Consider the following 16,637-nt stretch of genomic DNA (forward strand, 5'->3'; position numbering starts at 1 on the left):
AGATTCTGCTTTTGGTAAGTATTATATGGACTCTGAACGTTGCCGCTGCCAGCGCGGACTTTCCTCTTTCCCCTCCGGATCTCAGTTCTCCGGAACGTACGCTGGCCAGTTTCCAGTCGTTGGCGGAGAGTGCCGGAAACCAGCTCTTAACTCCGGCAGCTGATGAAGAATTGTTGAGTCAGTTGATGGATAAAGCTGCGCTCTGCCTGGATATGAGTCAGGTAGCCAAAGCCAGCCGCAGCCGGGTGGCGGTGGAATCAGTACTGCTGCTCAGTGAGATTCTTGAGCGTATTCCCGAAATCCCCTCTGATGCGTTTCCTGGCGGGAAACCAGAGCGCTGGCAGGTTCCCCACACCCAACTGGTAATAGCGAGAGACGGTGACGGAAGGTACCGATTCGATCCTCAAACTGTGGAGCGCCTGAGACAGGACTACGCAGCCGTGAGTGATCTTCCTTCCAGGCGCGGGCTTGAGCAGGACTTCTATAAGCAATACACCAAAACCGCAGGGCGTTTGCTGGCACCAGGCTGGCTGGCCTGGGTCAGTGATTTACCGGCACCTTTTCACAAACTCTATGGTGAGCAGGCTCTGTGGCAGTGGCTGGGGGCGGCGGTGTTTTCGGCGCTGCTGGTGGCCGTTGTCTCCGGCTTTGTCAGAAAGCTGGGTATGAACTTCTGGTTGCCTGTTCTGCTGGTGGGGCTGATTCAGGGCTACGTCTATCTGCTGGATTACCAGCTCAATCTCAGTGGCGCGGTTATGTATGGCATCCGCTTTGCTGCTGAAATCATCAGCTGGCCGCTGATTGCGTTAATGGCCTATCAGGCCGGGACGCGTCTGGTTTCACTGTTTTCGTATGGTGTTAATCAGCAGCTTAAATACAGTATTGTGCGCATTGTGGGTACGCTGATCGGGGTGGTGGCCGCAACCCTGGTCACCGGTTACGGTCTGTCACGCCTTGGCGTACCTGTCTACGGTATTGTTACCGGCCTGAGCCTGGGTGGTATGGCGATTGCCCTGGCGATCCGGCCGACGATGGAGAACCTGATAGGTGGGGTGATCCTTTACCTGGATAAAACGGTTCAGGTAGGCGACTTTTGCGCCGTGGGTAAGCATTCAGGCACGATTGAGGTGATCGGGGTGCGTTCAACCCGGATCCGGGCCAAAGACCGCACCCAGATCATCATTGCCAATGGTGACCTGGTGAAAATGGAGGTGGTAAATTTCAGCCGCCGGGATAAGTATCAGCTGAAATTTCGTTTGCCGCTGCCCGGGAGTCTGCAACACGAAGAGCTCGATAACCTGCTGGTCAGGGTCAGGCACTGGCTGGCGGAAGACAGCCGTCTGTACGATGAACCCTGCCGGGCATACCTGGCTACGCTAAATGGGGCCGTGGTTGAGCTGGAGATTGAGGCGTATGTGAAGACCACCGACAGGGAGAAGTTTCTGGCGACTCAGGAGGCGGTTCTGACGTCACTGCAACAGTTGCTGGAGCATCAGGGCGTACGGCTTGTATCGCCTTACCGCCGTGAGTGGATTTTGGCGGAGTCCGTGCAGCAGGGCAGGGACAAACCAGTTACCAGTCCACACCCTGAAGCGCTTTAACCCCGTTTTCAAAGGCGTGCTTAACGTTGCGCACTTCTGATACCGTATCCGCCAGTTCAGTGAGCTGGCGGTGTGCGCCGCGGCCAGTAATGATTACCGACTGCATTTTGGGACGGTTTTGCAGTGCTTCGAGCACTTCATTAAGTTCAATGTAACTGTAGCTCACCATGTAAGTCAGTTCGTCAAAAAGCAGTACATCCAGACTCTCATCGGTAAGCATGCGCATACACTCCTGCCACACACCCTGGGCAGCGTCGGTATCTGCCTGCTTATTCTGGGTTTCCCAGGTAAAGCCGGTCGCCATGACCTGAAACTCGACGCCAAGCTTTTCCAGCAGGTTGCGCTCTCCATTGTCCCAGGTGCCTTTAATAAACTGAGCGACAGCGCATTTCTTACCATGGCCCACAGCGCGACAAATGGTGCCAAAACCAGAGGTCGACTTGCCTTTGCCGTTACCGGTGATCACCAGCAGCAGGCCTTTGATTTCCTGAGCACTGGCGATGCGTTCATCAACCTGCTGTTTGACTTTTTGCTGGCGCGCTTTATGACGTGAATCTTTGTTCTGTTCCGCTGACATCGGCTGATTTTCCTGTTGTTTTGTGGCTGTGGCCTTTTGTGACTATCATAGCGTAATCACTTAATACGAAAAACCATAAGGATTTAAGGTGAAAAGCGTTCTTATCGTATGTCTTGGCAATATTTGCCGCTCGCCGACCGCTGAGGCGGTGCTGAGACACAAAGTGACCGAGGCAGGTCAGCCAATCAGGGTTGACTCCGCCGGTACCGGCGGTTATCACGTTGGGGAATCGCCGGATCCGCGCACAATGGCTGCTGGTCAGAAGCGGGGATACTCCTTCAGGGGGATGCGTGCCCGACAGGTGAGGCAGCCTGATTTTGATGACTTTGACCTGATCCTGGCTGCCGATAGACAAAACCTCGCCGATCTTGAAGCGATCTGTCCGCAACATTTAGCGCATAAACTGGCGCTGTTTTTGAGCTTTGGTCAGTCCTTGTGTGATGAGATCCCGGATCCGTACTACGGTGGACTGAACGGCTTTGAGACGGTGCTGGACCTGATTGAAGAGGCGTCAGACGGGATTATTGAGTCACTGAGCTGACAGTTATGATATGGGTACAAAAAAACCGGCACTGAAAAGCGCCGGTTTTTCTTTTATTGAGCAAGCTTAGCCAGCCAGAATGTCGGTGGCCACTTTGTAGCTTGGGTCTTCTTTGAGGTTGATTTCCACCAGGCTGCCTGCTTTGTGCAGCAGCGCGCGACAGTCCTGACTCAGGTGGCGCAGGTGCAGGGTTTTGCCCACAGCAGCGTAGCGCTCGGCCAGGGTTTCAATCGCTTCGATTGCAGAGTGGTCAGCAACGCGTGATTTGGCGAAATCCACGATAACGTCCTGCGGATCGTTTTTCGCGTCAAACAGCTCAAGGAAGTTAGCAGCAGAGCCGAAGAACACCGGGCCATTGATGTGGTACTCTTTTGAACCTTCCTGATTAACGAAGCTGCTGGCGTAGATGTGCTTGGCGTGTTCCCAGGCAAACATCAGCGCAGAGGCGATCACACCTACCATTACCGCTACGGCAAGGTCGGTCAGTACAGTAACCACAGTTACCAGTACGATAACGAAGAAGTCCTGTTTTGGTACGCGGCGCGCCAGTTTGAAGGTTGCCCACTCAAAGGTACCGATAACGACCATGAACATCACACCAACCAGTGCTGCCAGCGGGATCATTTCAATCAGGTTTGAAGTGAACAGGATGAATACCAGCAGCATGACTGCGGCAACAATGCCAGAAAGACGACCACGGCCACCAGAGTTTACGTTGATCATTGACTGACCGATCATCGCACAACCACCCATAGCACCAAATACCGAACAGGTGATGTTCGCCATACCCTGGCCAACACACTCACGGTTTGACTGACCGCGGGTATTGGTCATTTCATCGACAACAGTCAGGGTCAGCAGGGATTCGATCAGGCCGATTGCCGCCAGAATGATGGCGTAAGGCAGGATGACCTGAAGGGTATCGAGCGAGAACGAAACGTCAGGCAGAGCGAACGTCGGCAGGGTACCTGCCAGGGTCGCGTTGTCATCACCTGACATGGTGCGCAGGAAGTCAACCACAGTGCGGGTGTCCAGGTCCAGACCCTGTACCAGCAGGGTAACTGTCAGGATAGCTACCAGAGAAGAAGGTACTGCGGTAGTGAACTTCGGCAGGAAGTGGATAATCGCCATAGTCAGCAGAACCAGACCCAGCATCAGAGCCATCTGGTCAGCTGGCAGCCATGTCAGGGCACCGGTCAGGTCCGGGGCTTTAAACTGACCAAGCTGGGCCAGGAAGATAACGATAGCCAGGCCGTTTACAAAGCCGATCATTACCGGGTGCGGCACCATACGGATGAACTTACCCAGGCGGAAGACACCGGCGGCGATCTGCAGGATACCTGCCAGCATCACAGCGGCAAACAGGTACTGGATACCGTGGCTCAGTACCAGGCTGGTCATTACCACCGCCATCGCACCGGTTGCACCGGAAATCATACCCGGACGGCCACCAAATACTGAGGTGATCAGGCCAACGATAAATGCGGCGTAAAGACCAACCATAGGGTCAACACCGGCAACGAAGGCAAATGCAACGGCTTCAGGGACCAGAGCAAGAGCTACGGTCAGGCCTGACAGAATGTCATTTTTTACAGAGTGTGTTTTAAACTGTGGAAATTCGAACATTGTTCTCAGTCAATAAGTTAATAGATGGATTTGGGTCGATTCACTGGCTGAAAACAAGTTGTAAAAAGAGCGCGCAATGATCGATAGTGCCGCCATACTTCCCGGTTTGTCCTGTTAAGCGACCACCGGACTGGCTGAAATTTGGCATAAGTTCGCGCATCCTACCGAAAAGTGTGACTAAGTTCAATCTTAATCCGGTGAATGAATTGTGTCCTGAGTATTAGCAGAACCATAAGAGAGTATCAGGATGACCGGAATTTCACTCGTTCCCAAGGTTCCCTTTCACTCGTTCCCACGGTCCCCCGTGGGAATGCATATATGTACATACAGATAGCAATTGTAGTCTGAAAACGACCTGGCTTGTTCATGTGCTCAGGGGGGCAGTTTTCAGCTTAGGTCTGCATTACCACGCAGAGCGTGGGAACGAGGTGTTTTGGTGTGTAGGGGGGAGGTGGGCCCTGTCTGCTTCAGGTACAAAAAAAGCCGCACATTTGTGCGGCTTGATTTTGCTTAGGTTGAGTTATGACAGCGTGCTGGACATCGCGCTGCCAGCCTGGCTGCGTGCAGCCTGACTGCCGGCACCAATTGGTGCCATGCGCTCTGCCTTAAACGGCGCGGCGTTAACTTCAATCTCTTTCAGCTCGTTGCTGCCTGGCGCGCTGGCCATAGCGGCAGAAGCGTGACCTTTCGCGGCGGCTGCCGGTTTGGCCTGTGGCTGAGGCGCTTTCTCTGCTGAAGCTTCTGGCTGAGCAGTTTCAACATCAGCTTTCGCTTCTGTCTCTTTCACAGCGGCTTGCTCCACAGCGGCTTCTTCTGCCGGTGCTGCTTCTGTTTCTGCCTGGGCTTTGTCCAGCTCTGGTGAAACAACCTGAGCGGCTTCAGCTTCAACGATTTCCGGTACTTCGACTACAGCGTCAGCAACAGCTTCTGCCACTGCTTCAACGAAGGTTTCGTTAACTGCATCTTTGGTTACCGGAGCCTCTGCAACGATTTCTGCCGGAGCTTCAGCGACTGCCTGTGGTGCAGCTTTCTCTTCTTCGCGGCGGACAATTACTTTGCCCATCGCCATTTCAGGGAAGGCGTAGCCACCGTGTGCAGGTACGTTGCTGATTACAACTGCTTCTTCCTGTACTACCGGCTTGTCTGCTTTTTGCTTCTTAGGCTTAGGCAGGTCGTATTTTGGCATCACTTTACCCATTGCCATCTCAGGAGAGGCAACACCACCGCGACGCAGGCGGAATGGGTTAGGGCGACGGTCGCGACCACGGCGACGACGCTGACCATTTGCACGCAGGTGGCGTGGTGAACGGCGGCTGCGACGCTGCTCTTCACCATCATTACGCTGCTGCTTAGCTGGCTGAGCGGCTTCTGCCTGCTGCTGTTTCGCTTCGGTGTTTTCTGCTTCAGTCTGCGCTGCTTTCGCCTGAGCCTGCTGGTCCTTAACACGAACCTGCTTGTTCATCTTACGACGCTGACGGCGTTCTTTCACCTGCTCTGCTTTTTTGTCTGAACGTGCAGTGGTTTCGCTGCGTGCATCTTCTGCCAGCTGCTGACCTGCTTCCATCAGTTTGGTGTTCGCTTCTGCGGCTTCCGGCTTCGCTTTACGGTTCTGACGGCGTTTGTCAGAACGGTTTTGCTTCGCTTCTGTCGCTCTGCCGCGTTTCTGCTCGGTTGCTACCTGAGCTTCATCTGCAGCAGTGCGCTCATCGCCACGGCGTTTGTTACGCTGAGTTTTATCGCGGTTATCACGGTTACCACGGCGGCGGTTATCACGCTGCTCACGACGGTCACGACGCTGACGGTCACCGCGGCGGTTACCTTTGCTTTCTTTCTCAGTTTTCTTCTCTTCCTGCTGTTTCTTCTCTTCTTCACCAGAGCCGAACAGGAAGCTGCCAAGCGCTTTAAAGAAGCGGCCGACAATGCCAGGTTTAGCTTCGTCAGTTTTTGCCTCAGGCGCCGCTTTAGCTGCAGGAGCTGCTGGCTTCGCTGTTGGAGCCGGAGTCGGGGCAGACTGTGCAGGAGCCGCAAAACCTTTCAGAGCAGGCTCTTCGAATTTCTTCGGCTTAAGATCTGCGTCATTGGTTTCTTTTGCTTCTGCTTCTTTCAGTGCTTCCAGTTTCTTCGGCAGCAGGTAAGAAAGCAGGTCCTGCTCTTCACCATCACGGATACGGATCACTTCAAAGTGAGGGGTTTCCATATCTGAGTTAGGTACGATGGTCAGCTTAACTTTCTGGTTGCGCTCAATGTGGTTAACAGAGCGGCGCTTTTCGTTAAGCAGGTAAGAAGCGATAGAAACAGGCACTACTGCCAGAACCTGGCTGGTGTTGTCTTTCAGGGCTTCTTCTTCGATCTGACGCAGTACAGACAGCGCCAGGGATTCGTTGTCACGTACAACACCGGTACCTGAACAGCGCGGACAGATATGGTGGCTTGCTTCCGCCAGAGATGGACTCAGTCGCTGACGTGACATTTCCAGCAGGCCAAAGCGTGAGATACGGCCGATCTGAACGCGGGCGCGGTCCATTCGAACAGCTTCACGCAGACGGTTCTCAACTTCGCGCTGATGGCGAACCGGAGTCATATCGATAAAGTCGATAACAACCAGACCACCCAGATCACGAAGACGCAGTTGACGTGCAATCTCGTCCGCCGCTTCCAGGTTGGTGTTCAGTGCGGTTTCTTCGATATCACCGCCTTTGGTTGCGCGGGCAGAGTTGATGTCGATAGAGGTCAGCGCTTCGGTCGGGTCGATAACGATAGAACCACCAGAAGGCAGGCGTACTTCACGCTGGAAAGCAGAGTCAATCTGGCTTTCGATCTGGTAGTGGCTGAACAGCGGTACATCCTGCTCGTTCTTGTACAGTTTTACCCGGTGGGCAAAGTCAGGACGAACCAGTTTGATGTGCTGCAGCGCACGCTCGTAGATGGTGTTGCTGTCGATCAGGATTTCGCCAATGTCACGGCGCAGGTAATCACGGATCGCACGAACGATAACGTTACTTTCCTGGTGGATCAAAAATGGTGCCGGGTTCGCATCAGAGGCTTCTTTGATTGCGCTCCAGTGGTTCAGCAGAACATTCAGGTCCCATTCCAGTTCTTCAGCGCTCTTGCCAACACCTGCAGTACGCACGATAAGGCCCATGCCCTGAGGCAGTTCCAGTGTGCTCAGGGCAGCCTTAAGCTGTGTACGCTCATCCCCTTCGATACGGCGTGAAATACCGCCGGCACGTGGGTTATTTGGCATCAGAACCAGGTAGCTGCCCGCCAGAGAAATAAAGGTCGTCAAAGCGGCGCCTTTGCTGCCACGTTCTTCTTTTTCAACCTGTACGATAACTTCCTGGCCTTCCTTCAGCACTTCTTTGATGCTTGGGCGGCCCTGGTAAGTGTAACCTTCAGGGAAGTAGTCTTTGGCAATTTCTTTTAGCGGGAGGAAACCGTGTCGTTCTGCACCGTAGTCCACGAAAGCCGCTTCCAGGCTTGGTTCGACACGGGTGATACGTCCTTTGTAGATGTTCGCTTTTTTCGATTCGTGGCCCGGACTTTCGATATCTAAATCAAACAGTTTTTGGCCGTCGACCAAAGCGACACGCAACTCTTCTTTTTGAGTTGCGTTGATTAACATTCTCTTCATTTTAAAAAAATCTCGTTGTCTTTTTCGTTGTCTTTTTCAACTGTCGTCTGGCAACGTTACTCATGGTGTCGGATCCCGTGGTTTATCGTTTGCAACCTCACGGCTGGAAGGGATGCTCGCGGACACTCAGTAACCACATCACTCTCGGTGACGTGCCCCGCATTCTCTGGCGGTAAAACTCATCATGGGTAAGGCGAGTAGAACGACATTTGATGCCTCTGCCTGTATGTCTTACGCCCGTCGCTGCATACTGGTTGAGAGGGTATCTACTCATTACTGCTGGTCTCACACGTACAAATTGGTAAAAAGTACAAAATCTGACCAATTTGGTGTTTACAGCACTGAACTATAGCAGTGCAAAGAAATCACGGCAATCTGCTTTGTTGGTTTGTCGCGAAAAATGCGTCAAAAACCGGAGCCGTGTCCGGCGGCAGCGCCTGAAAAACCGGACTTTGAGGTTTTTTTAGCCACAGCGGTCAAAAAAAGAACCCACCAGTTATGCACAGCTTTTTCTGTGGCCTGTTTATCTCACTTTTTGGACCTTTTCCGCACGGTTTTAAGGCTTAAAGATTTGAATAAATGACGTTGGTCACGTTTCGCTTCGGTGTTAGAATGCGCGCCATGAACGAGATCAGAACCAAAGTACAGTTCGTCGATATCGATGAAGATATGGCCGGACAGCGCATTGATAACTTTCTGCGCAATCAACTCAAAAACCTGCCCAAGAGCATGATCTATCGTATCGTGCGTAAGGGAGAGGTGCGGGTAAACAAAAAACGGGTCAAGGCCGAGTATAAGCTTAAGGCCGGCGATCTGGTGCGTATTCCACCGGTCACCATGACCGAAGAGGAAACCCCGGCACCGGTCAGTACCAAACTGAATAAAGTGGCTCAGCTTGAAAAAGCGATCATCTTTGAAGATGACCACATGCTGATCCTTAACAAGCCATCAGGTACTGCGGTACACGGCGGCAGCGGCCTGAAGTTTGGTGCGATTGAAGCGCTGCGAGCGCTTCGCCCTGACGCCCGCTTTCTGGAGCTGGTTCATCGTATTGACCGTGATACGTCGGGCATTCTGCTGGTCGCTAAAAAGCGTTCAGCACTGCGCCATCTTCAGGCTCAGTTTCGTGAGAAGACGGTGCAGAAGTACTACTTCTGTCTGGTGATGGGCCAGTGGAAGAGCAGCTGTAAAGTGGTTAATGCGCCGCTCCTGAAAAATGAAGTCAACAGCATTGTGCGGGTGAACCCGAAAGGCAAAGCGTCCGAAACCCGCTTTAAGGTACTGGAAAAGTTTGAGCAGGCGACATTGGTTCAGGCAAGCCCGATTACAGGCCGTACCCACCAGATCCGGGTACATACCCAGTACACCGGCCACCCGATCGCCTGGGATGACCGTTACGGTGACCCACGCTTTGATGCTTACACCGGCCAGTTCGGTCTGGACCGTCTGTTCCTGCACGCGGCGAACATTAAGTTCGTTCACCCGGGCAGTGGTGAGAAGATGGATATTTCAGCTCCGATGGAAGGGAAGCTTGAAAAAGTGCTTAGAGGGTTACGCGGGGCGTAACCCGGTCCTCGGTTCTCGGTCCGCGGGAATGGTTCACGGCGCTTTGCTCGCGAACCGAGAACCACGTACCGCGAACCTTATATCACTTCTACCCCTTCCTTCTTCAGCAAATCAATCAGACTAATCAGTGGCAGCCCAATCAGGCTGTTCGGGTCTTTCCCTTCCAGCTTTTCAAACAGGGCGATGCCGAGGCCTTCACTTTTGAAGCTGCCTGCGCACCATAGTGGTTGCTCCTGTTTGACGTAGTTTTGCGCCATTTCAGGGCTAATTTGCCTGAAGTGGACAGTAAAGGTGTCTAAACTGGTATGAACCTGGTTTGTTTTGCTGTTGTGAAGTGCGAGACCGGTATAAAAGGTGATGGCTTTGCCGCTCTGGGCGAGAAGCTGTTCGACGGCTTTCTCTTCAGTCAGTGGTTTGCCGATGATGTTGCCGTCAATTACACATACCTGGTCTGAGCCGATGATAATGGCATCGTGCTCCAGTGGACAGGAACGGGCTTTCAGTTCCGCCAGGCGAACTACCAGCTCGCGGGCGCTTTCGCCCTCCAGCGGTGTCTCTTCACAGTCAGGGGAGGCCACGTTAAAAGGCAGGTTGAGTTTCTCCAGAAGCTGGCGGCGAAAAACCGAGGTGGAGGCGAGTACAACGGGCAGGTGTGGCATGGGTATTCTCTGTATTTTTGGTCTTTGTTTGCCAAGAATAAACCAGTTAGGCAGTAACAGGACAGAGTGGCAGAAAAATTCGCAAGTTTTTTGCTATTTTACTTTGACTAAAGCGGGATTGATCGTTAATATTCGCGCCCTATGCAAAAGGTAAAATTACCGCGAACGGTTGATCCGGCCAAAGCGGCTCAAAAGCGATTGGATTACGATGGCATCATCCAGGCCAGTCTTTTTAAGCGCTTAGCGGATACAGTCGATGGCGTGAAACGCGACGCCGAAGTTACATTGTCATTTGCGTTAGATGAACAACGACTCGTAGTTATCTCTGGTAAAGCTAACATCGAAGTCGGGTTAGAGTGTCAACGTTGTAATGAGGTATTCACACATCAGTGTGAAGTTGGGTTCACTTACACTCCTTACTATAGTGAGAAGAGTGAAGAGGACGCACCGGAAGAGTACGATTTGGTAGATCTGAACGAGTACGGTGAAATTGACCTTATACAGTTGGTTGAAGACGAGTTCATTCTAAACTTACCGCAAGTAGCAATGCATGACGAAGCGGATTGTAGCGTTGACTCAAATAATCTGGTGTTTGGTGAACTTCCTGACATTGAGCCGGAAGAGAAACCGAATCCGTTCGACGTTTTAAAGAGCCTGAAGCGTTAATCTTCAGGTGTACTTAACATAGGAGTAGGGTCCATGGCCGTACAAAAAAACCGTAAAACACGTTCTAAGCGTGGCATGCGCCGTTCACACGATGCGCTGACTTCAGCTGCACTGTCTGTAGATGCAACTTCTGGTGAAACTCACCTGCGTCACAACATGACTGCTGACGGTTACTACCGTGGCAAAAAGGTTATCAACAAGTAAGGTTGACCTTTTGCAAAGTATTACCGTTGCACTTGATGCAATGGGCGGGGATTTCGGTCCCCGCGTAACAGTGCCTGCCGCCGTGCAGGCATTGTCGCATTTCCCAGAGCTAAAAGTGATATTAATCGGTGATCGTGACGCGATCACATCTCAGCTTACCCAAACAGGGTACATTCCTAACTCCCGACTCACCGTTAAACACAGTGATCGTACCATCTCGAATTCAGAAAAGCCGTCTTATGCGTTGCGTAACAGTGCAGGCAGTTCAATGCGCCTCGCTCTGGATAAAGTCGCCGATGGTGAAGCGGATGCGTGCGTCAGTGGTGGCAATACCGGTGCGCTGATGGCCCTTTCCCGTTTTCGGCTGAAACTGCTTCCCGGAATAGAGCGTCCGGCGCTTGTCTCCGCTCTGCCTACTGTATCCGGTAACAGAACCTGGATGCTGGATCTTGGGGCGAATGTCTCATGTGACGCAGATACTTTATTCCAGTTTGCAGTTATGGGCAGTGCTCTGGCTGAACAGCATCTTGGCCGCGAAGCCCGGGTCGCACTGCTCAATATCGGTGAAGAAGATATTAAAGGCAGCGATTTGGTCAAACGCTGCGCAGAAATGCTGACTCATTCCGACGAAGTCAACTATGTTGGTTATGTCGAAGGAGACAGGTTATTGCGTGATGTGGCTGATGTAGTAGTGTGTGACGGATTTGCCGGCAATGTGTGCCTGAAAACCACTGAAGGGGTGGCTCACCTGTTTTTAGATAAGCTCAAAAAGTCTTTGACCGGTAACGGAATTAAAGCCTGGCTGGCCCGAAAACTCTTTTCCGGGTTGCTAAATGAGCTGAAATCACTGAACCCCGACCAGTATAACGGCGCAAGTTTGCTAGGATTGCGCGGCATTGTTATAAAAAGCCACGGAAGTGCGGATGTAACTGCTCTGGTTAACGCCATTGGCGAAGCAGTTCACGAGGTCAAACGGCAGGTGCCGGACCGTATTAGTGACCGTTTAGAAGCGGTTTTACTCGAGAGGCATTATTAGTCTTCATGTATAGCAGAATTTTAGGAACAGGCAGCTACCTGCCGGCTCAGGTGCGTTCTAACGCAGACCTGGAGAAAATGGTAGAGACCAGCGACGAGTGGATCACAACCCGCACTGGTATTAAAGAACGTCGCATCGCTGCAGATAACGAAACTGTTGCGGACATGGGTTACCAGGCAGCGAAGAATGCTATCGAGATGGCGGGTATCGATAAAAACGATATCGACATGATTCTCGTAGCAACCACCAGTGGTTCTCACGCTTTCCCGTCGGCGGCATGTCAGGTACAGGCCCTGCTTGGCATTAAGCACTGTCCTGCTTTTGATATGGCTGCGGCATGCTCAGGTTTTGTTTATGCGCTGTCTGTGGCGGATCAGTACATCAAGACCGGTCATTGCAAAAACATCCTGGTGATTGGTGCGGACGCGTTGTCTAAAACGTGTGATCCCAATGACCGTTCCACCATCATCCTGTTTGGTGATGCAGCGGGTGCGGTAGTTGTTGGTGCCAGCGAAGAGCCAGGTATCCTGTCTACCACCATTAACGCCGATGGCCGTTTTGGTGATTTGCTGAGCCTTAAGCACCCTCATCGTCGTGAAGAGCAGCCAGGCAGCTTTGAGCACAGCGAAGATATCAACAGCTGGCTGCACATGGCGGGCAACGAAGTATTTAAAGTAGCCGTTACCCAGCTTTCCCGTCTGGTGAAAGAGACACTGAAAGAGAATGGCATGGACAAATCTGAGCTGGACTGGCTGGTTCCGCATCAGGCGAACATGCGTATTATCGCCGCGACAGCTAAAAAGCTGGCGATGCCGCTGGATCAGGTGGTGATCACCCTTGATCGTCATGGAAACACCTCTGCAGCGACAGTTCCGACTGCGCTGGATGAAGCAGTACGTGACGGCCGTATTCAACGTGGCCATACCTGCCTGTTAGAAGCATTTGGCGGCGGATTTACCTGGGGATCGGCGCTGGTTCGCTTCTGATCCATACAAATTAATGCCGCCGGGTGTTTTGCCGGGCGGTGACTCTTTTATATGCATTGCTTTAAGGAAAAAACGATGAGCAAGTTTGCTGTAGTATTCCCTGGCCAGGGCTCTCAAGCCGTTGGCATGCTGGCCGAACTGGGCGAGCAGTTTGAAGTAGTAAAAAACACTTTCGCAGAAGCGTCTGACGCGCTGGGTTATGACCTGTGGGCTCTGGTACAGAATGGTCCTGCTGAAGACCTGAACCAGACTTTCCGCACTCAGCCTGCACTGCTGGCTTCTTCTGTCGCTGTCTGGCGTGTATGGCAGGAGCTGGGCCTGGAACAGCCTGAAATGATCGCAGGTCACAGCCTGGGTGAATATTCTGCACTGGTATGTGCAGGTGTGATCGACTTTAAACAGGCGATCAAACTGGTTGAGCTGCGTGGTCAGCTGATGCAGGAAGCGGTTCCTGCAGGCGTTGGCGCTATGTACGCCATCATCGGCCTTGATGATGACGCTATCGCAAAAGCGTGTGAAGAAGCGGCGCAGGACGAAGTGGTTTCTCCGGTGAACTTTAACTCACCAGGCCAGGTAGTTATTGCCGGTAACAAAGACGCAGTAGAGCGCGCAGGTGCACTGTGTAAAGAAGCGGGCGCTAAGCGTGCACTGCCTCTGCCGGTGTCTGTTCCTTCACACTGTGCCCTGATGAAGCCTGCTGCGGATAAGCTTGCAGTGGCTCTGGAAGAGATTGAATTTAACGCTCCGTCTGTACCGGTTATCAACAACGTTGATGTTGCTGCTGAAACCGATCCGGCGAAGATCAAAGACGCACTGGTTCGTCAGCTGTACAGCCCGGTTCGCTGGACTGAAGGCGTGACCCAGATGCACGAGCAGGGCGTTGAGAAATTGCTTGAATTCGGCCCGGGTAAAGTTCTGACCGGTCTGACTAAACGTATCGTAAAAGCACTTAGCGCAGCCGCAGTAAATGACGCAGCGTCTCTGGAAGCTGCTAAGTAATAAAGGAAACTCAAAAATGATGAATCTGGAAGGCAAAATTGCCCTGGTAACCGGCGCAAGCCGTGGTATCGGCCGTGCAATCGCTGAAACCCTGGTTGCGCGTGGCGCGACTGTTATCGGTACTGCGACCAGCGAAAATGGCGCAGCAGCGATCAGCGAGTATCTTGGCGAGAACGGTAGAGGTCTTGCGCTGAACGTGACCGATCCTGCTTCTATCGAGTCAGTACTGAAAACCATCAACGATGAGTTCGGTGCACTGGATATTCTGATCAATAACGCTGGTATTACCCGTGATAACCTGCTGATGCGTATGAAAGACGATGAGTGGACTGATATCATGGATACCAACCTGACATCTATTTTCCGCCTGTCTAAAGCGGTTCTGCGTGGTATGATGAAGAAGCGCTGTGGCCGTATCATCAACGTAGGTTCTGTTGTTGGTACTATGGGTAACGCAGGCCAGACCAACTACGCGGCAGCTAAAGCTGGTGTGATTGGCTTTACCAAGTCGATGGCGCGTGAAGTGGCGTCACGTGGCGTAACGGTGAACACCGTTGCTCCTGGTTTCATTGAAACCGACATGACAAAAGCACTGAATGATGAGCAACGTGCTGCTACACTGTCTCAGGTACCGGCAGGTCGTTTGGGAGATCCACGCGAGATCGCAGCAGCTGTTGCATTTCTTGCGTCACCAGAAGCGGCATACATCACAGGTGAGACACTTCATGTGAATGGCGGTATGTACATGGTGTAAATTGTGCATTATCTTTTGTGCATGATTTAGGTCAAAATTGTACCGAATTTCGGTTAAAATCGCGCAAATTGTGGTTTGACCAGCAAGGACACTCTTGCAACTTTTAAAAGTTTCAATAAACTACGGAAAACATCGCATTAGGCGAAATCTGTAAAGGAAAAGAAAAATGAGCAACATCGAAGAACGCGTAAAGAAAATCATTGTTGAACAGCTGGGTGTAGACGAAGCAGAAGTTAAGAACGAAGCTTCTTTCGTTGACGATCTGGGTGCAGATTCTCTTGACACTGTAGAGCTGGTTATGGCTCTGGAAGAGGAATTCGACACTGAGATTCCTGATGAAGAAGCTGAGAAAATCACTACAGTTCAAGCTGCAATTGACTACGTGAACAGCGCTCAGTAATTTGCACTTCCAGGCGGTCATCTTGACCGCCTGAGTTTTTATTGTCTAACTCCTTTCTAATACTCACTTCAATTCCGGAGAATAAATCGTGTCCAAGCGTCGTGTAGTAGTCACTGGCATGGGGATGTTGTCTCCTGTCGGCAACACAGTTGAATCATCGTGGAAAGCGCTGCTGGCAGGCCAAAGCGGTATCTCAAATATCGAACACTTTGATGCTTCAGAATTCGCGACTCGTTTTGCAGGTATGGTTAAAGACTTTAACTGCGAAGAGTACATGTCTAAAAAAGATGCCCGTAAAATGGACCTGTTCATCCAGTACGGTATCGCTGCAGGTATTCAGGCCCTTGATGACTCAGGTCTGAGCATTACCGAAGAAAACGGCCCACGTGTTGGTGTGGCTATCGGTTCTGGTATCGGCGGTCTGGGTCTTATCGAAGCAGGCCATACAGCGCTGTACACCAAAGGCCCGCGTAAAATCAGTCCTTTCTTCGTACCATCGACCATCGTAAACATGATCGCAGGTCACCTGTCTATCATGAAAGGTCTGCGTGGCCCGAACATCGCGATCTCAACTGCCTGTACTACAGGTCTGCACAACATCGGTCACGCGGCACGTATGATCGCTTACGGTGATGCAGATGCTATGGTTGCCGGTGGTGCTGAAAAAGCGTCGACCCCTCTGGGTATTGGCGGCTTTGCTGCGGCGAAAGCACTGTCTGCGAACAACGAGAACCCACAGGGTGCTTCACGTCCATGGGACAAAGACCGTGACGGTTTTGTTCTGGGCGATGGCGCTGGCATGATGGTTCTGGAAGAGTATGAGCACGCGAAAGCACGCGGTGCGAAAATCTACTGTGAGCTCGTAGGCTTTGGTATGAGCGGTGATGCTTACCACATGACGTCTCCGAGTGAAGACGGTTCAGGTGGTGCACTTGCGATGGAAGCAGCAATGCGTGATGCGGGTGTAACCGGTGAGCAGATTGGTTACGTGAACGCTCACGGCACTTCAACACCTGCTGGTGATATTGCCGAGCTGAAAGGCATTCGCCGCGCTCTGGGTGAAGAAGGCGTTAAAAAAGCGCTGGTATCTTCTACCAAGTCAATGACCGGTCACCTGCTGGGTGCTGCCGGCTCTGTAGAAGCCATCATCACCGCGATGAGTCTGGTAGACCAGATTGTACCGCCGACTATCAACCTTGATAACCCGGACGAAGGCACTGAAGGCTTCGACCTGGTGCCACACGAAGCACGTAAAGTCGAAATGGAGTACGCAATTTGTAACTCTTTCGGCTTCGGCGGAACCAACGGTTCGCTTCTGTTTAAGAAGATTTAATGGCATCATAGTCTTGTAAACAAGCGGCTTAATGCATAGCATTAAGCCGCTTTTTCAC

At 52.1% G+C, this 16,637-nt stretch carries 15 protein-coding genes; 11 read left to right on the forward strand and 4 right to left on the reverse strand.

Annotated features, from left to right (window positions below):
• Positions 1-11: 11 nt before the first annotated feature.
• A complete protein-coding gene (locus ACVB80_RS12715) occupies positions 12-1,601 on the forward strand; it encodes a mechanosensitive ion channel family protein (protein ID WP_481081660.1) in 1,590 nt (529 codons plus the stop codon).
• Here the strand turns inward: ACVB80_RS12715 and cobO are convergent.
• On the reverse strand, positions 1,573-2,178 hold the full coding sequence (gene cobO, locus ACVB80_RS12720; RefSeq protein WP_481081661.1) for a cob(I)yrinic acid a,c-diamide adenosyltransferase: 606 nt from the start codon (positions 2,176-2,178) through the stop codon (positions 1,573-1,575). The two genes, ACVB80_RS12715 and cobO, sit on opposite strands and share 29 nt — an antisense overlap.
• Before the next feature lie 88 nt (positions 2,179-2,266).
• Between cobO and ACVB80_RS12725 the strand changes: the two genes are divergently transcribed.
• The gene (locus tag ACVB80_RS12725; protein WP_481081662.1) at positions 2,267-2,719 is read left to right on the forward strand and encodes a low molecular weight protein-tyrosine-phosphatase; all 453 of its coding nucleotides are present in this window, start codon (positions 2,267-2,269) and stop codon (positions 2,717-2,719) included.
• A gap of 66 nt (positions 2,720-2,785) precedes the next feature.
• Here the strand turns inward: ACVB80_RS12725 and ACVB80_RS12730 are convergent, their stop codons facing one another.
• Both ACVB80_RS12730 and rne read right to left on the reverse strand, forming a co-directional pair.
• The gene (locus ACVB80_RS12730; protein WP_481081663.1) at positions 2,786-4,345 is read right to left on the reverse strand and encodes a SulP family inorganic anion transporter; all 1,560 of its coding nucleotides are present in this window, start codon (positions 4,343-4,345) and stop codon (positions 2,786-2,788) included.
• Positions 4,346-4,865: 520 nt separating this feature from the next.
• On the reverse strand, positions 4,866-7,976 hold the full coding sequence (gene rne, locus ACVB80_RS12735; protein WP_481081664.1) for a ribonuclease E: 3,111 nt from the start codon (positions 7,974-7,976) through the stop codon (positions 4,866-4,868).
• A 621-nt stretch (positions 7,977-8,597) separates the two neighbouring features.
• Between rne and rluC the strand changes: the two genes are divergently transcribed.
• The gene (gene rluC, locus ACVB80_RS12740) at positions 8,598-9,542 is read left to right on the forward strand and encodes a 23S rRNA pseudouridine(955/2504/2580) synthase RluC (RefSeq protein ID WP_481081665.1); all 945 of its coding nucleotides are present in this window, start codon (positions 8,598-8,600) and stop codon (positions 9,540-9,542) included.
• A 77-nt stretch (positions 9,543-9,619) separates the two neighbouring features.
• Here rluC and ACVB80_RS12745 read toward each other — a convergent pair whose 3' ends face one another.
• Positions 9,620-10,201, reverse strand: coding sequence for a Maf family protein (locus ACVB80_RS12745; protein WP_481081666.1), 582 nt, complete (start codon positions 10,199-10,201; stop codon positions 9,620-9,622).
• 141 nt (positions 10,202-10,342) lie between these two features.
• Between ACVB80_RS12745 and yceD the strand changes: the two genes are divergently transcribed.
• The 8 genes from yceD (at position 10,343) to fabF (ending at position 16,579) form a co-directional block, all read left to right on the forward strand.
• Positions 10,343-10,867, forward strand: coding sequence for a 23S rRNA accumulation protein YceD (yceD, locus tag ACVB80_RS12750; RefSeq protein ID WP_481081667.1), 525 nt, complete (start codon positions 10,343-10,345; stop codon positions 10,865-10,867).
• Between the two features lie 33 nt (positions 10,868-10,900).
• The gene (gene rpmF / locus ACVB80_RS12755; protein ID WP_481081668.1) at positions 10,901-11,071 is read left to right on the forward strand and encodes a 50S ribosomal protein L32; all 171 of its coding nucleotides are present in this window, start codon (positions 10,901-10,903) and stop codon (positions 11,069-11,071) included.
• A gap of 10 nt (positions 11,072-11,081) precedes the next feature.
• Positions 11,082-12,107, forward strand: a complete 1,026-nt coding sequence (plsX, locus tag ACVB80_RS12760; protein WP_481081669.1) for a phosphate acyltransferase PlsX — start codon at positions 11,082-11,084, stop codon at positions 12,105-12,107.
• 5 nt (positions 12,108-12,112) lie between these two features.
• Entirely contained in the window at positions 12,113-13,093 is a 981-nt protein-coding gene (locus ACVB80_RS12765) for a beta-ketoacyl-ACP synthase III (protein ID WP_481081670.1), read from the forward strand.
• A gap of 75 nt (positions 13,094-13,168) precedes the next feature.
• Entirely contained in the window at positions 13,169-14,092 is a 924-nt protein-coding gene (gene fabD / locus ACVB80_RS12770) for an ACP S-malonyltransferase (RefSeq protein WP_481081671.1), read from the forward strand.
• 19 nt (positions 14,093-14,111) lie between these two features.
• Positions 14,112-14,846: a 3-oxoacyl-ACP reductase FabG gene (gene fabG / locus ACVB80_RS12775; RefSeq protein WP_481081854.1), complete on the forward strand. Its 735-nt coding sequence runs from the start codon at positions 14,112-14,114 to the stop codon at positions 14,844-14,846.
• A gap of 166 nt (positions 14,847-15,012) precedes the next feature.
• Complete coding sequence (acpP, locus tag ACVB80_RS12780; protein WP_004406112.1) at positions 15,013-15,246, forward strand: acyl carrier protein; 234 nt, start codon at positions 15,013-15,015, stop codon at positions 15,244-15,246.
• A gap of 88 nt (positions 15,247-15,334) precedes the next feature.
• Positions 15,335-16,579 (forward strand): beta-ketoacyl-ACP synthase II, encoded by a 1,245-nt coding sequence (gene fabF / locus ACVB80_RS12785; RefSeq protein WP_481081672.1) that lies wholly within the window; start codon positions 15,335-15,337, stop codon positions 16,577-16,579.
• Positions 16,580-16,637: the final 58 nt, after the last annotated feature.

Source organism: Vibrio sp. 9-16B-A1 (genome assembly GCF_056726165.1).

What these genes read in the sequence shown, in the direction of transcription:
- fabD (WP_481081671.1), top strand. Translation starts at nt 13,169, where the DNA reads ATGAGCAAGTTTGCTGTAGTATTCCCTGGCCAGGGCTCTCAAGCCGTT.
- fabG (WP_481081854.1), top strand. Translation starts at nt 14,112, where the DNA reads ATGAATCTGGAAGGCAAAATTGCCCTGGTAACCGGCGCAAGCCGTGGT.
- rluC (WP_481081665.1), top strand. Translation starts at nt 8,598, where the DNA reads ATGAACGAGATCAGAACCAAAGTACAGTTCGTCGATATCGATGAAGAT.
- ACVB80_RS12745 (WP_481081666.1), bottom strand. Translation starts at nt 10,201, where the DNA reads ATGCCACACCTGCCCGTTGTACTCGCCTCCACCTCGGTTTTTCGCCGC.
- cobO (WP_481081661.1), bottom strand. Translation starts at nt 2,178, where the DNA reads ATGTCAGCGGAACAGAACAAAGATTCACGTCATAAAGCGCGCCAGCAA.
- acpP (WP_004406112.1), top strand. Translation starts at nt 15,013, where the DNA reads ATGAGCAACATCGAAGAACGCGTAAAGAAAATCATTGTTGAACAGCTG.
- rne (WP_481081664.1), bottom strand. Translation starts at nt 7,976, where the DNA reads ATGAAGAGAATGTTAATCAACGCAACTCAAAAAGAAGAGTTGCGTGTC.
- ACVB80_RS12765 (WP_481081670.1), top strand. Translation starts at nt 12,113, where the DNA reads ATGTATAGCAGAATTTTAGGAACAGGCAGCTACCTGCCGGCTCAGGTG.
- rpmF (WP_481081668.1), top strand. Translation starts at nt 10,901, where the DNA reads ATGGCCGTACAAAAAAACCGTAAAACACGTTCTAAGCGTGGCATGCGC.
- yceD (WP_481081667.1), top strand. Translation starts at nt 10,343, where the DNA reads ATGCAAAAGGTAAAATTACCGCGAACGGTTGATCCGGCCAAAGCGGCT.
- ACVB80_RS12730 (WP_481081663.1), bottom strand. Translation starts at nt 4,345, where the DNA reads ATGTTCGAATTTCCACAGTTTAAAACACACTCTGTAAAAAATGACATT.